The sequence below is a fragment of the Sphingobacterium olei genome (assembly GCF_005048855.1).
Lineage (GTDB): Bacteria > Bacteroidota > Bacteroidia > Sphingobacteriales > Sphingobacteriaceae > Sphingobacterium > Sphingobacterium olei.
Map to the genome: position 1 here is coordinate 1 of NZ_SUME01000004.1, position 16,888 is coordinate 16,888.

Annotated in this window: 6 protein-coding genes; all 6 read left to right on the top strand. The window is 46.3% G+C overall.

Annotated elements, in window-relative coordinates:
* On the top strand, positions 1 to 2,519 hold a 2,519-nt coding region (locus FAZ15_RS22480; RefSeq protein ID WP_202912367.1), incomplete at its 5' end, for a hypothetical protein.
* A gap of 120 nt (positions 2,520 to 2,639) precedes the next feature.
* A complete protein-coding gene (locus FAZ15_RS10175) occupies positions 2,640 to 11,408 on the top strand; it encodes an RCC1 domain-containing protein (protein ID WP_136901217.1) in 8,769 nt (2,922 codons plus the stop codon).
* Positions 11,409 to 11,466: 58 nt separating this feature from the next.
* A complete protein-coding gene (locus FAZ15_RS10180; protein ID WP_202912368.1) occupies positions 11,467 to 11,967 on the top strand; it encodes a hypothetical protein in 501 nt (166 codons plus the stop codon).
* A 111-nt stretch (positions 11,968 to 12,078) separates the two neighbouring features.
* Positions 12,079 to 13,671: a T9SS type B sorting domain-containing protein gene (locus FAZ15_RS10185; RefSeq protein ID WP_136901218.1), complete on the top strand. Its 1,593-nt coding sequence runs from the start codon at positions 12,079 to 12,081 to the stop codon at positions 13,669 to 13,671.
* Between the two features lie 102 nt (positions 13,672 to 13,773).
* Positions 13,774 to 14,784 carry a PorP/SprF family type IX secretion system membrane protein gene (locus FAZ15_RS10190; RefSeq protein WP_136901219.1) on the top strand — a complete coding sequence of 337 codons (1,011 nt, stop codon included), beginning with the start codon at positions 13,774 to 13,776 and terminating at the stop codon, positions 14,782 to 14,784.
* 69 nt (positions 14,785 to 14,853) lie between these two features.
* A complete protein-coding gene (locus tag FAZ15_RS10195) occupies positions 14,854 to 16,809 on the top strand; it encodes an OmpA family protein (RefSeq protein ID WP_136901220.1) in 1,956 nt (651 codons plus the stop codon).
* Positions 16,810 to 16,888: the final 79 nt, after the last annotated feature.

Genomic DNA, 16,888 nt, shown 5'->3' on the forward strand with positions numbered 1-16,888 from the left:
TGGTTAACGGCGGTCCTGTTACGGTTAACGGCAACACATACACCAGCATTGAAGAATACATCGAGAACATCGTAGCGGCGAACGAGACCAATACGACGTTGATCGACAACAACGACGGTACGTACACTTATACTTCAGAAGACGGTACGGTAACGGTAGTCGATGTACCTGCTTCTGTTATCAACCAGTTTGAGGAAGTGGTTAACGGCGGTCCTGTTACGGTTAACGGCAACACATACACCAGCATTGAAGAATACATCGAGAACATCGTAGCGGCGAACGAGACCAATACGACGTTGATCGACAACAACGACGGAACGTACACCTACACAAGCGAGGACGGTACGGTAACGGTGGTCGATGTACCTGCTTCTGTTATCAACCAGTTTGAGGAAGTGGTTAACGGCGGTCCTGTTACGGTTAACGGCAACACATACAGTACGATAGAGGAATACATCGAGAACATTGCAGCTGTTACAGCTGCAAACGGTTTGCATATTGACGGAACTAACGGAGATGTAGTATTAGGTGGCACTTTAACAGAACCTACTACAATCATAACCGATGCCACCAATACATTGGCACTTGAAGGGTTGGAATTGGTGAATCCTTCAGAGACTGACGGGATCTTAGCTGTTGAGGCTGATGGAACCCTGAGAACTGTTTTGTTGGATAGTTTAGTTATTGAACCTTGGAATATTCAAGGAACTGCCGATAAAGCTTTTGATAACAATCAGAATATGTACCACATGGGTAGTGTAGCTATTAGGAAAGATATTGCTGCGCCAGGAGTAAGTCTTGATGTGGAAGGAGCTGTACGATTTGGAGTTGTCAATCAAAGTGAACAAGCAGGAGCTTTTCCTGTAGGAGAGACTTCGGCGTCCATAGGTTGGGCAAATATAGCCAGCGGAAGTTCGTCGATGGGTTTTGGTAGGTTTAACCAATCTTTGGGTGAAGCATCGATTGCGATGGGTAGAGAGAACATAGTAAGTGGTAATTACGCATTTGCTGCAGGTCAAGAAAACGAAGTGACAGGATCTAATGGAATGGCTTTAGGCCGAGGGAATACCACTAGCGGATCTGATTTTTCAATTGCTGCCGGTTATGAAAATACTGTCACAGCCAATGCAGCTGCAATAGGGTATCAGAATAATGTGCAGGGGGATTATGCAATAGGTATGGGATCAAATAATACAATAACATCAGATGCTAATTATGCAGCAGGTATTGGTTCTAGTAATATGCTTGAAGGGGAATATGCTGTTGGTATTGGTCGATCGAACACGTCCAGTGGTATTTATGCAGCTTCAATAGGTGCAGAAAACACTTCTTCTGGAAATTATTCTTTTGGGCTTGGTCTTGGCAATATTTCTGCCTCCCATTTTGGTATGGTGGTAGGTCGATATAATGCAATAACTACAGGTAGTGCAGATGCTTGGATACCTACAGAGCCAATCATCCAAGTGGGTGTTGGTTTGGACGATGCCTCTAGAGAAAACTCACTGACCTTGTTGAAAAACGGGAATTTAGGTCTTGGGAATGAGGCTGTTGCTCCAACTGAGCGATTGGATATAGGTGCAGACGGTGTGCGTATCCGTGAGATCAATACTCCGGCTTATGTAGGTAATGCGAATACAGACAAAGTAGTCGTGGCCGATGCCGATGGGGTACTGAAAACGGTTGACGTAGCTGATTTGGCTTCGGATCCGCTCAACATTTACAATTCCGATGGCCTTTTGACAGGAACAGAAACAATCAGGAACCTAGGCTTAAACGGAAAGACTCTGAGATTTAATGGAACCGACCGGAGAACTCACTGGGATTCGGAAGGAAGAATACATCAGACAGCTACCAATACTGCCGTTGATGCAGCTATGGGATTTCATAACGGAGGTTCCAATTTATGGATACAGCAATGGAATGCTAGTAGTTCTTCAATAACTGCTTCTGGTAGCTCTACAGAGTTATTGTTGTCAACACACGCCACCGCTGATGCTGCCCCAATCCGTTTCAGCACCAACCCTGGGGGCAACGACGCAGCACTTACCCAAACAAGAATGACCATTTCGGGAGAGGGAGAGATTCAACTTCACGAATACCCCAATACCCGCGACGATAGCGGCACCACAGCGGTAGAAAACATCCTCTACACCGATGAAGACGGCAATATGCTTTCGGCTGATATTTCAGCCCTTGCGCTCCAATCAGCCCATTATCGGGCTACCAGTCAAAACACTGGTAAAGAATGGATCGGCGGAGAACCTGTTTTTGAAGTGGTAGGTGATATTACATTGGCAACCAATTCCAATGTAGTGGATCTTTCAGGAAGTGATATTCCTACTGGAGCTACTGTGATAGGTGTCAGATTTATAAGTAAGACCACAGGATCTATCAGTACCAACATCATAGAATATGATCAGGTCAATAGAACCTTGATACTTGGAACCGCCGGCTCCATGACCACCTTACATCCGGCAGGAGATTATTATATCATTGTTGAATATACGGTAGTACCATAATTCGGCGAAAGGTAAGGTATTGGTAAAGCTGATATGTCGGCTGCCTGTCTCAACGCAGGTGGCCGGGATAATCTTTCATAAGTTGATCAATGGAGTGGATTGTAATTTATTAAACTAAACATGAGAAAAACATACAATTTGAAAATTGGATGGGTTACAGCGCTATTTTTTGCCGTACTAACATCGGCTTTCGGGCAATTCCCCGGGGGCGTGTCCACCGGTTTGGCTGCTTGGTACAAGGGGGATGTAGGATTAGCGGGAACTTTCTGGACAGACCAATCGGGGAATGCTTACAATCTGGAAAGAACCTCGGCGCCCGCTGGCGAGTCTTTGATCAACTTCAACCCAGTCGCTTCTTTTGAAGGGGTTACTGCTCACCAGTTCAACAATCTCACGCCCAAGCTCCTTTGGCCGGTAGGCAATGCCACGCCTACTACATACTACTACGTAGCAAAAAACAATGCTGCTACCGCCAACAGAGCTGTATTTGGTATTGGCGCATCCGGTGATGCTACAGGCTTTCACAGCGGTCAACAACCTACTACCGGAGCCATAGCAACTAGGGGTACCGCGAGTTTTGCAAACAATACAGGAACTGCCATGGTTCCTGCTCCACCCAATTGGGATATCACACAGCCCAACCGAGGGTTGAATTTGGTAAGGACTGGATATGATGGAGGAGGAGCTACCGGTAGGAATTATATTGCTGCCCAAAGCTGGGCGGAAGTCATCAATACAACCAATGTAAGCCCGACGTATGCCAATACTGCGGCCTTTAGGATAGGTTCTTCGGGAGCAAATTCTGTTTTCTGGAGCGGGGATGTGGCAGAAGTGGTGGTTTTCTCCGGCAAACACGATCCTGCCGAGTACAACAAGATAGAAAGCTATCTAGCCTTAAAATACGGGATTACCAAGCAAGGCGACTATGTCGATGCAAATAACAATATTATATATAATGATGCAACCTATATCAACAATATCGGCGGTATAGGCAGGGATGATGCTTCGGGGCTTCACCAAAAACAATCCATGTCCCAAAACGCAGGCAATCAATTGCTGATAGGTAATGGTAGCAGCTTGTTTGCTACCAATGCAGACAATACAAATAATCTTACCGATGGACAATTTTTGGTATGGGGAGATAATGGATTGCAAAAACAATTATTAGAGTCACTGATACATACCGCCCCCGGAGGGGAAATCAACAGCAGATTTTCTGCTATTTGGCGTGTGCAAAATACAAATACGGTAGGTACTGTAACCGTTGCTTGGCCTGTGGGGATTACTAATTTACATCTGGTGCAGTCGGCAGACGCGGTTTTTGACAACACAGACACTTTCACGCCAATGACTGCCGTTGTTACGGTAAACGGAGTAGACTACAACACAGCAACGATAACATTGAGTAATGGAGCGTATTTCACCTTTGCCGGATATATGATGGCTCCGGGTGGCGTTGCTGGACAGGGTTTTTGGGTGAGGTCAGATATGGCAGGAGATATTGCTACTGCCTGGCAAGACCATTCGACAAATGCGGACGACATCCCTGCCTTGGGCGCTTGGGCATTGTCTACTGCCGATGGAGCGCATAACTTCCACCCATACACCACAGATTATTCGACTACGAAGAATTTCTATAATGCCAGTACATTGTTGAATCCGGGTGGAGGGGATAACCCGATGCCACATTCCATATTCTCTGCGGTAAGACCCACTACTAATGGAACGGGTCGTATCACAGGTATGGGTACTACTGGCGGTACAACGTATGGGTCAAACCCGTCTCTTGCAACATCGAGCGGTACCCCGCTATATTATGATTATGATGCAGTAACAACATCTGAGACCTTCGGTACTCCGTTTACCCTCAACGCAACCAGCCTGTTCTCCGCCGTGGCAGACAACTCGATAGCCAACGGGGGCGGGTCAAGCTTCGCCGGAGGTGAGCTTACCCTGGGGTTAAATGGTGCGTATGAAGACTTTACATACACCAACTCCAGCCACCGTTTTGAGTTTAACGGCCCCTATTTAAGAGTAGGATATAGTACTTTTGGAACAGGAGCCGGCGTTTTTCCGGGAGATATTATGGAAGTGATTTGGTACAGCCGGGCACTTACTCCTAACGAACAATCGCGAGTAAATTCGTATTTAGCTATTAAGAACGGTGTTACCTTGAACGAAGACTATTTGAAGTCAGATTCGGATGTGGTATTCAGCCTATCAACCAACTCGGGCTACATAGACAATATCTTTGGTCTCGGGTTTAATGCAGTCAGTGGATTGACCCAACGTCAGTCCAGAAGTATCAATGACGGTCAAAAACTAATTATCGGTGCAGGAAGTTCCCTTTTCGACAACAATGCCGCTAATACCAACGATCTTACGGAAGGTCAGTTTTTATTGGTCGGAGACAATGGCTTAAAACAAGCCCTTAGCGAACCGCTGGTCTATACGGCAGGGGCAAACGGCGAAACCAACTTCCGTTTTGCGTCGATCTGGAAAGCACAAAATACCAATAGTGTAGGACAAGTAACCGTGGCTTGGCCGGCAGGTATCAACAATCTATATTTGGTACAGTCGACAAACGCGGTTTTTGACAACACAGATACTTTCACGCCAATGACAGGTACCGTTACTGTAAATGGTGTTGATTATAACACAGCAACAGTTACTTTCAATGATGGGGATTACTTTACGTTTGCTGGATATCAGTTTGCTCCTGGAGGGGTGGTTGATCCTGACTTCTGGGTAAAATCGGATGATGCGGGAGCCATAGAAACTGCTTGGAAAGATCATTCTACATATGCCAATGATATCCCTGTCGTGGGTACATGGACGCTTACTCCGGCAGATAGGGCACACAACTTTCATCCGTATACCACAGGTTATACGGGTAGTAAATATTTTAGTAATCTTACTTCGGTATTGAACCCTACCAATGGGCAACTAGATAATGTATCGCATTCTATCTTTTCGGCAGTAAGACCAACTTCTGCCGGAACAGGACGCATTATCGGTATTGATGATGACGGAAACGGAGCCGAGCCGGGGTTTTCTATTGAAGGAGGAAGACTGAGGTTATATAAATTTAGCGGTGGAGCTAATGCAGATCAATTTGATGAAGAACCGTTCAAGATTGGTGCTGCGAATATAGTTTCAGGAATAGGGAATAACCCTATCGTTGCTGGAGGAACGTCAACTTCTGCCGGAGGGGAAAGAGTGCTGGGAGTGAATGGTGTATATAAGATATACCCAAATACTTCAAGTTCTAACAGGTTTCATATTCAAGGTCAACGCCTAAGAGTAGGTGATGGGGCATGGACTGCTCCTGGTCCTTTCCCTGGTGATATTATGGAGGTTGTTTGGTACAAACGTCCGCTAACAGCTAATGAGCAATCGAGAGTTAACTCTTATCTCGCCTTGAAAAACGGTGCCACTTTAGCAGAAAATTACCTTACAGCCAATAGTAGTACGGTATGGGACATAACCACCAACGCAGGTTACAACAACAATATCTTTGGTGTTGTCAGAGATAATACATCTGGATTGCACCAAAAACAGGCTGCCAGTACAGGTGTAAATCAGAAATTAGTTATTGGTCACGGCAGCTCCTTATTCGAAAGTAATGCCGATAATACCAATGACTTAATCGAAGGTCAATTTTTATTAACAGGTGACAATGGCCTGAAACAGGGATTGAGTGTTCCACTTGCTTATTTGACAGGAAGCAATGGTGAAACCAATTTCCGTTTTGAATCTGTATGGAAAGTACAGAACACAGGAAATGTAGGAACGGTAACTGTAGCTTGGCCGGTGGGCGTTGGAAATATGTACTTGGTGAGATCTACAGACGAAACATTTGATGATACCGACAATTTTGTCCCAATGGACGATGTAGTAAGCATCAATGGACAGGATTACAATACCGCAACCATTACTTTCGATGATGGAGATTTCTTCACCTTTGCCGGATTTGGCTATGCGCCGGGTGGTGTGGCTGCTGATTTGGCTATTTGGCACCGGGCTGATATTGGAATAGCTTTGTCTGGCACCGAGGTAAGTACGTGGGATGATATGTCGCCCAATGGTTATCAGGTTTCCCAGATGGGAACAGCTGCTTTGCCTTCATTTGGCGCTGCTAGTCAGGAATTCAATTTCAACCCTTCGGTGAATTTCACAGCGACCAACCAGGTAATCGGTCAACGGTCTGAATCTATCCTCACAACCAATACTTTTGATATATTCTCTGTGTTGGGCAATGTTTCCGCTGGTACTACATTCTTTGGTATTGGTCGAGATAATGTAACCAATAGTGGAACCAACTGGGACTCTCCACATTTTAGACGAAATGGAGATATTATACATCGAGATAATACAGGAGGCGGTTTAGCATTCAGAGACCCTGTGCCCACTTATGAAACTGTTGGAGCGATTACCCGAATAGCTTATTCCAGATTTAATGTAGATGAATTAAACAGAAGTATAAACGGCTCTAACTTTGGTGCGACAATGAATCTCGCAGGTGGAAATAATACCGCTTGGGTGAGAGGAGGACAGTATTTTGGTACAAACTCTGGTGCTGCAACAGGAATGGGAGGTGATGATGGCGGATTTACAGGAAGTATTACTGAAAAAGTGGTGTATGATCGAAACCTAACCCCAGAAGAAAGAGACAGGGTAAATTCATATCTAGCAATTAAATATGGTGTGACACTAAGAAATGATATTCCGGCAGGAGGTAATCACACCGGAACTTTCGATTACTTGAATGCAGCAGGCAATATAGTTTGGTCTGGCAATACGAATCCGGATTATCACAACGATGTTATTGGATTGGCCAGAGAAGATATAGGTCTCTTTAATCAACGTGTGTCAACAACACGGAATGTAGTAAGTTCGGGACGTTTAATTGTTACTACAACCAATGATTTTGTTTCGGCAAACGATGATGCAGGAAGAACTAATTTTACTGGAAATTCTCAGTATATTATGTTTGGCGACAATGCCGCTACCGGTGAGACCGAGGCGACTACGGATCCTTGTACAGGACTTCCACTGGACCCTGCCATTACGAGAGCCAATAAAGTGTGGCGTGTAGAGACTACAAGCAACCCTGAGCCAATTTGGTTGCAGGCTGATCTTAATGATTATACATTCAATTCTAGTATAGAAATTTGGGTGGCTGATGATGAAAATTTCAGCACTAATCTGGTTAGATTGCCGGCGGCTTCTTATGCAGGTGGCTTGGCTTCTTTCAACTTCTTGTTTACCGAAGGGGTTAAGTATATGACTTTCGCGGGGATAGTTTCTCCTAGCGACTGCGATGTATGTACCGGAGGAACCTTTGTATTCAAAACAGGTAGAAGTTGGAATACACTTGCTGAGCGAACTAATAATGTGATGGATCCGGAGATTATAGGATCTACAGACCAAGGCGATCTGATTGTGAATATGTCGGCGGATTACCCTGTCGGTGTTGAATATGGTCCAAATGCTTACCCGCGTCCTTACGGCAGATGGTTCTTGTCCAGAAGACGGGACAACCAAAATGTGGAGGTAACCCATAGTGTTAACCTGAACCAAACGGTGGCCGGCGCAAGTTTCCAGATCTCCAATATCAACACCTATCTCAAGAATGCCAATAAATTCACAATAATAGGCTATGACTGTGATGACAATGTGGTGATGCCAAAAATTACCCACGCGGCCAATCCTACAACAGCGACTACCTATGAAATCGTAGGTAATCAAGTGGTCGGTACTAAAGCGTATAGAGGGCTTACATTCCTTCATTCTACCGCTAATGTGAGGTTTAATAGACCAATTGAGCGAATAGAAATTGTTTTTGATGTGGAAAGAACGAATGCCCGCCAGACGCTCAGGTCACTGGATATAGGGGATATTTCATTCGAATGTGCGACTCCGTTGCCGCCGACTGTGGATAATGTGACGATGATACAGGACTTCACGCAAAGCGAAGAAGTGCCCAGCTGTATAGAAACCACGATGCGATTACGTTTCATCAACAGCAATTGTGACACCAGGACAGTTAATGTTTCCCAAACACTGCCTGCTGGGTTGGAGTTTGTGGAAGGCACGTACAACGATTCGGAATTTGGTTCTCCGACACCGTATACGTATAACGCCAATACCTTTACACTCAATGGACTCGAACTTCCATCAGGTACTACCTTCTTGTACATCAACGTAAGGAGCACGGATGGTACGACCACAGTGTATAATACATCAAGTGATTATACAGTAACTGAAACAAGTAATTCATATAGTAGTATCAATCCGGCAGCAGGCGAGTTTAGTACGGTAGGTTTTGTTGCCAGTAGCTTCACCGCGCCGGATTTAAACTTCCTTTATGAAGTAGATGCTACTTGTCTGGACGAGGGAGATCAGGTAACCTATACCTTGAATTTTGACAACCAAGATCCAGAAATCACCGGAGCAACATTGAAAGTGTATTATGAGCTGGGTCAGGATATCACTTCAGTTACCTTCAACAATGGAACCTCGGGTGTACTCGGATTTGATCCTACAGGTGAATCCTATATTGAGATCGATGATTTGGTAATTCCGAACGGCGAAAGTTCCATTACCGTGACATTGGATATTACCAGTGAAATATTCACGGATGAAGATGCTGCTTCAAGCTTCTTTGAACTGGTCATAGATCCGGATAATCCTTGCTCGGTAGAAAACCCATCGATGCTGTCCAATGTGATCACATTAGAGGCCTGTCCTGGTGTTGATCCTGAGGTCTGTACGGAAGAAGTAGAAGGAAGTGCGTTTTCTTCCAATGGGGGAGTTCCGATTACATTCAACCAGCCGGCTACCAATTATGGATTCCAGTTTGATATTCATTCCTTAGATAATTCTTTCAATATGGAAATCAATGGGGTACAGCTGGCTACGCAGGAAATTGAGTTCCAGTCTGCCGGGACAAGCGGTATCAATGTACGGTTCGCTGACGGTGACGAATATGAAACCAATACTGCTGCGATATGGCAGATGACGGGTAACGCTTCAGCACCTCTTATCCGTGTTGTTATTGCCCCTAATGGAAATGTTACTATGTATGGAAGCAAGACTTCCGGTGGAGAGTTGCATCTGTTGGAATTGAGTAACGGTAATAGTTTTAATGCTATTACATGGAATGATGGAGCACCCAACACGATCGTAGCAACACAATCGGTAGTTGGCTCTACCTATATCTATGGACGTGGAAGTGGGTTGAACAGCGTGCCCTGTCCGCAGGAGGACTACTGTGTTACTGGCGACTGTAACCCAAATACCTTTTTAAACACTTCAGACCCGAACACCATAGAGTATGACAATATGGTAAGCGCCTTCCATAACACTATGATGCGCGACGCAACAACCGGAGCTTTGATGGTATGGGGGCAATCAATGGCACATAACGGTTCTCACGTATTGGTGCCAACCGAGGTCAACAGTACCAACTACCCGGCATTGACCGGCAATATCCTTAAGTTTACCAGTGGAGGTAATAATTCTTCTCAAAACATCGTTTTAACAACTGATGGGCTGTTTGTTTGGGGATTGCAAGGGAGAGTGATCCATACAGATCTTACAAGCAGCAATGCCTTTCAGTCGGTAAGTGTAGGAACTTACGGTATTAATGGGGGGGCGCCAAAGGCAGACGGGTTACCTGACGGCGTAGCTCCGGAAGATGTCAAAATGTTGTTTGGTTCTTTCGGAAAATTGGCATTGAGCACCTGCGCCGGCGAAGTCTGGGTTTTGGTACAAGATGCAAATCTATACGGCGATGGGGCAACGAGTTCTGCTGCAAACCATCAGTTATGGCACCGTGTGCATACTAATGCAACCACAACACTCGACAACGTAGTTGCCGTACGTGGAAATGGTGGCGGTGTACTGATGGCGTTAACCGCTACCGGCGAGGTATATACCTGGGGAACCGGTACAAGGTTGGGAGATGGCAGTGCTGCTACAGACAGAGCATTTGCGTCCCCAATGACCTTGCCGACAGGCGTGACCCCAAAAATGATAGGAGTCACTAATCGTCTTGACAATTCTACCTATTATATACTGGGAACCGCCGGCAATCTCTATAGTATGGGAGAAGGCAGTCAAAGACAGTTGGGTAACTTTAGCACGACAAGCAGTAACACTTGGATACAGGCACAACAATCAGCAACGCCGGGCGACTACCTTACCAATGTGGTCTGGATCAGTCCACAAGAGCACGATTCCAATTACGCTTCCATCAATGTACTCACGGAAAACGGCAGGCTATGGGCTTGGGGAGGTAATCACCAAGAAATGCTTGGAGGACCTACAAACCCTATGGATCCCACCGAGATGCCCGGCAGTATTCCTTCCACTGACCCTTACGATATTGGTAAACTGAACTGGACAGACACGGTGATTGCCGTAGAGACCGGCGGGCATACCTCGATGACCGTAAAAGATAATAGTAAAAAATACGGCTATGTAGGGCACAGGATTAACGGAAGTATGGGCGATGGATCAACTGTAGATGAGAATGAGAACGAATATAACTTTGGAGACACCCCGGAGATAGACCTTTGTGGTGCACCGGCAGAACAGGGATACTGTACCCAACCGGGCGCAACAGGAACGCCAACAGAGTTTACCAAGGTAGGGGTTGCTGACAGAATAGGAATGACTGCAAACTGGCCTCAAAACATTCCGAATGGTTTCATCGCCATCGAATCGGAAAATAAAGGCTTTGTAATTACCCGTTTAACCACAGTGCAAATCAATGCCCTTGATGCCGTAGAAGGAATGTTGGTATATGATACCGACGAAGCATGTATCAAGCTGTATAACGGAACAACCTGGAATTGTATCCAAAGGGGTTGTAATGAATAATAGAGAAGGATATTAATTTGTATAAATCAAGAATAGCGTACATCAAAACTTAGAAATCATGAAAATACCGGCTTTGTTACTACTTGGGTTTTGCTTCAGTTGGACTGTGGTTCATGGTCAAACGGCCATTGAGAAATTAACGGTAGATGGGGGTGGCGTATTGGACTTTGCATCTGGCACCACCAAGGGGATTATCCTACCTGCTGTAGAAACCCTGCCCACCACACCAGCAAATGGCACGTTCCTGTATGACAAGAATGCCCAAATGGTGAAGATGTTTGCAAATGGGGCTTGGGTTAACCTTTCGGACGAGGGGGACAACAGTGCTGTATTGCCTTATTCGGGCACGGCTGCTGGTACGCAAACGGTAATAGGAGCCAAAAGTACAGCTGTTGACGGCGTGCTGGTATTGGAAGCGACGGATAAGGCATTGGTACTTCCGAAAGTAGCTTCTCCTCATTTGAATGTACCCAGTCCATACCCGGGAATGATGTGTTATGATACAGACGCCAAGGCATTGGCTGTCTATGATGGTACCGTGTGGAGCTATTGGAAGTAAGTCATTGGGCTTCGAGAAGATTTTTATAATAATGAGCTAAATGAAATCTTCTCGAGCTTGTGCCTATAATAAGATATGACTAATGGTGACTCTTAAAAATAAATAGCGTGTATGAAAAAGCGTTTACGAAATATAATAGCCTTCGTGGCTGTGTTGATATCATTTTCGGTGACTACACAAGCCCAGACAGGTCTTAGTTCATTTGTGACCCATAACGGACCGCAGACGATTTCTTCTGGAACCTTCGAAGTAATCTATTCGGAAAGTTTATATTTTGGTCCAAATGCAGATGTGCAGTTGGATGGCGATCTAATAATTTATTCCCGAAATATATGGATAGCGCCAACGGCGCGTATTCATGGTAGCGGTAAGTTGACCCTACATAGTCCTGCTTCTAACCCGATGTATGAAGGGTGGGCTGCTGGGGCTACAGTAGTAGATGGTAATAATAATATAGCGTCTATTGATGTTACGATTGTTTTGAATAACGATCATGGAATGATCCTAGAAAACATTGAGGGTCCTTATCCAGAAGGGGGTACGTTTCCTTCCTCCTCCAAGACAGCAGCTTTGCGTATCAATAAATCTATAGATCTTGCTGTAAACGGAGCGAATATTTACCTGAACGGTCATGATTTTGAACTGGGTACGGCGTCGGATATATTGTATGCAAGCCGTGACCGGATGGTGGTAACCGATGACCGTGTTGATGGACATTTGATAAAGAACTATCTGGGTGTGTCGGCATTTCTGTTTCCAGTCGGGATCGCTGCAGAGGATTACACACCCGCGACACTGACACCGTCTACAGCAGGCCGTCAGGTCTATGTGACTGTTACGAGCTATGGGGCCGCTGCTAGCATCGACTTTAGCGAGGCAGATATTGATCTGGGTATGGATCGTGTTTGGAATATCTATGCGGACGAGTCTTTACAGATGACCTACCGTCTACAGCATAATATGGCAACCCACGGTGTCGCATATGTAGATGCAGACGCGCGGATTGTTCAGAATGCTGATGGTGGTAACTGGATTGGCGATGTAACGATATTTAATGGTGAGGGTATACATACACGGGAGGATATCGAAACCCGAACAGGCAATACCTTGACAGGAACTTGGTTTACCAAACAGTCACTATCGTTAATAGGTCCGACGGCGAATGATGATGGTCCTGTCAACATTACCTACGGTCGCAATACGAATGAAATTCCGGCGATCAATGTACTGGAGAATGATGAAGCGGGGTCGAGTGCGATTGTTGTTCAATCAGTACGAGTGATTACACCGCCGTTGAATGGGCGTACAGAAGTTAATCCAGACGGCAGTATTACCTATATTCCGAACGAAGGATATGTAGGCGAGGATCGTTTTGAGTATGAGATCACAGATGAGAACGGCCTAAGGTCTACGGCTTGGGTTACGGTAAATGTACTTCCACGGGATCTGATCATTCCAAACGTGATCACGCCAAACGGAGATGGTGTCAATGACTATTTTGAGATAGTTGGTCGCGAAGGATTTGACCGGATAGATTTGATTATTCTCAACCGTTGGGGGAATGAAGTTTATAGTGATTCTGACTACCATGACAAGTGGGATGGATCTGGTCTTAATGAAGGTACATATTTCTATCTGATCACAGCTCATAGCGGTACGGAAACCCGCGTGTTCAAAGGAAATGTTTTGATTAAGCGCCGGTAAGAATAAATGTATTAGGATCGTTAATTTTCTAGAGACGTAATGTATACTGTTTTACGACAATTATTTTACGTCTCTACTTTCATCAAAGTATAATTTTAAACAATGAAAAAGTCCTTACAATTATTTTTGATCGTATTGTTTGTTCTTTTTGGCTCCGAATCGAAGGGGCAACAGAACATCCAGATGACACAGTATATTTTCAATTCGATCAGTGTCAATCCGGGGTATGCGGGATATAAAGAGGAGTGGTTCGGTCAGCTTGGGTTACGCAGCCAGTGGACGGGATGGGATGGAGCTCCCAAGACGGGCATGATCTCTGTTGACGGCGTGTTGGATCCTGAGGAACGTCGTCATGGCGTAGGCCTGGTGGTAATCGGGGATCAGCTGGGTGCTCAGGCCGCCACCAGTGTTTACGCCAACTATGCGCTTCGTCTGCAGCTTGATCGTTCCGATGAGCATAGACTGAGCCTGGGTATCGCGGGAGGGGTAACGCAGTACAGTCTTGACGGCAATAAACTTAGCGCCATTGACGGGGGGGACCAGGTGCTTCCGGAAGGGAAGATCTCGACCTGGAGGCCGGATGTACGTCTTGGGGTTTATTATAGCAACCCGAAATGGTACGTTGGGGCATCGGTACAGGATCTTTTTGCGGGCACGGATAGTGACGAGGATTTCCAGTTCAACCAGAATTCACTGGAAAGCCTTGCACGCAATACGCACGGCTATCTTATCGCAGGCGTACTGTTTGAGCTTGATCCGGGCCTGTTGCTGAGGCCGAGTATCTTGGTTAAGGACGACTTCAGGGGCCCCACTTCCCTGGATGTAAATGCGATGTTTATATTCAACGATAGATTTTGGATCGGGGGCGGTTACCGTACGCGGTCACGTATTTTCGACCGCGACTATACCGACTACTCTGCAAATAAATTGAGTTCGCTGAATTCGGTGAGCGGGATCGCACAGTTTTATGTTAGCCCTACATTACGGATAGGCTATTCGTATGACCATATGCTGAACCGTATGGGGGGGCTGCAGCAGGGTACGCACGAGGTAACATTGGGCGTGACCTTTGGCCGTCTGGCGCGCCAGATCCTGAGTCCGCGCTATTTTTAGGAAACGGAAGTGGACCGTAGGAACTGGAGATTGCATGAATAGAAAGATCATTGTTAAGACAGATAAATTATGGAAAGAAGATATTATATAGGGAGCTTTCGGTTACTGGCTGTTTCGTTGCTGCTTTTAGGGGCTGAGCTGTCCCTGGCGCAGGAACAGCCCAGCCGTAGGGGCCGTGCGGATCTGCTCTATGATAAGCTGGAGTATGCGAATGCCGCAGCAGCTTATGAGAAACTGGTAGATGTGAAAAAGCCGCGGACGGGAGATATGGAACGTTTGGCGGACAGTTACCGTAGAATCAATGCGTACGAGCTGGCAGAGAACTGGTATTCGCGCGTGGTCGCACAACCTGATCATAAACAGGAATCACTGCTGCACTATGCGGAGGTGCTGAAGAAGAGGGGGCGCTATGCCGAAGCGGGTAAGCAGTACCGGGCCTATCAGGAGAAATACGGGAGCGCGGAAAACATAACGCGTTATATACAGGGGGCCGACTCGGCCGTGTTATGGATGAAGAGCCCGACTTTGCACAGCCTGAAGAATGAGGCTGCTATCAATACAGACCTTTCGGAATTCAGTCTGGTATCCACGAGCGGAGGTGTTATCTATGCGGGTGAGCCCCACGGATTGTTAAACAACAAAAGTGGGATGACTGGACAATCTTACCTGAAGGTGTATGCTGCAGACCGGGCAAGGGATGGGGAATTAAGCGGTCCCAATGTGATGGGAGATGCCTTCAATAATGCGCTGTACCATATTGGTCCTGTCGCCGTAAATTCGGCGGAGGACGTTCTGTACGTAACACGTACGTACCCGGGGAAAGAGGGCGAGAACTACCGGTCGGATGGATTGAAGTGGCGCAAACAGAACCTGGAACTAAAAATATATAGAAAGGACGGAACAGATTGGGCAGAAGAGGACTTTGCCCATAATAATGTGAAGGAATATTCGCTGGGCCATGCCGCATTGAGCAGCGATGGAAAGGTGTTATATTATGCTTCTGATATGCCGGGCGGGCATGGGGGTGTGGATATCTGGTACAGTGAATTACAAGGAGACGGAAGCTGGGGAGCCCCAAAGAATGCGGGACCTAGGATTAACAGTGGGGGAGACGAGATGTTTCCGAACGTGTCGGGTGATACCCTGTACTTTTCGAGTGACGGCTGGGTAGGCATGGGCGGCCTGGATATATATAGGTCTATAGGCAGCCGCTCGACCTTTAGTACCCCTGAAAACCTTCGTTATCCGCTGAATTCGGCAGGTGATGATTTCGCCTACGTCGTAGGGGTCAGCGATGAGGATGTCATCTACGGATACCTTTCTTCAAATAGACCGGGGGGAAAGGGTGGGGATGATATCTATTCGTTCACGTTTGCGAAGCCTAAATTTATCATCGTTCTGGAGGGATTGACCCGCAACAGGGAAACAGGAGAGCTGTTGCCGTCCGCTAGCGTGACGTTGTTCCATAAGGGTAAAGAGATAGCAGCCAAAGGTGTTACGGATAAGGACGGACGGATTACGTTTACGCTAAATAAGGGTGAGCCTTACCGTTTGCTGGCGGAAAAACCGGGCTACCACTCGGACTCGACAAGTGTTGAGGGTTTATTTCCAGCACGGGACACTACGGTACGGGTCGTAATGAATTTACATCCGGTCCATAAGGTGGGCGATAAGTTTGTTTTGGAGAATATCTACTACGACTTTGATAAGCACAACATCCGTAAGGATGCTGCCCTGATCCTGGACCAGCTGGTGGCCACCATGCGTGACAATCCGACACTTCGGATCGAGCTATCAAGCCACACGGACAGCAGGGGCAGCGATAGTTACAACGAGAAGCTGTCACAGCGGCGTGCACAAAGTGCGGTGGACTACATCGTGACCCGCGGTATAGCGCGCGATAGGTTGGTTGCGAAAGGATATGGCGAGACGCGATTGGTGAATAAATGTAGCAACGGTGTTCCGTGCTCTGTCGCAGATCACCAGGCGAACAGACGTACTGAAGTAGAGGTATTAGCGTACTGAAACAGCAGTTTTAAAAGCGAATTTTAATTCATAAGGTATACAATGATCCCCAATTGTTGTTTTCCATAATAAGTAGAAA

Bases quoted from the DNA above. Each gene is read 5' to 3' on its own strand.
- FAZ15_RS10175 (WP_136901217.1), top strand. From the start codon at position 2,640: ATGAGAAAAACATACAATTTGAAAATTGGATGGGTTACAGCGCTATTT.
- FAZ15_RS10180 (WP_202912368.1), top strand. From the start codon at position 11,467: ATGAAAATACCGGCTTTGTTACTACTTGGGTTTTGCTTCAGTTGGACT.
- FAZ15_RS10185 (WP_136901218.1), top strand. From the start codon at position 12,079: ATGAAAAAGCGTTTACGAAATATAATAGCCTTCGTGGCTGTGTTGATA.
- FAZ15_RS10190 (WP_136901219.1), top strand. From the start codon at position 13,774: ATGAAAAAGTCCTTACAATTATTTTTGATCGTATTGTTTGTTCTTTTT.
- FAZ15_RS10195 (WP_136901220.1), top strand. From the start codon at position 14,854: ATGGAAAGAAGATATTATATAGGGAGCTTTCGGTTACTGGCTGTTTCG.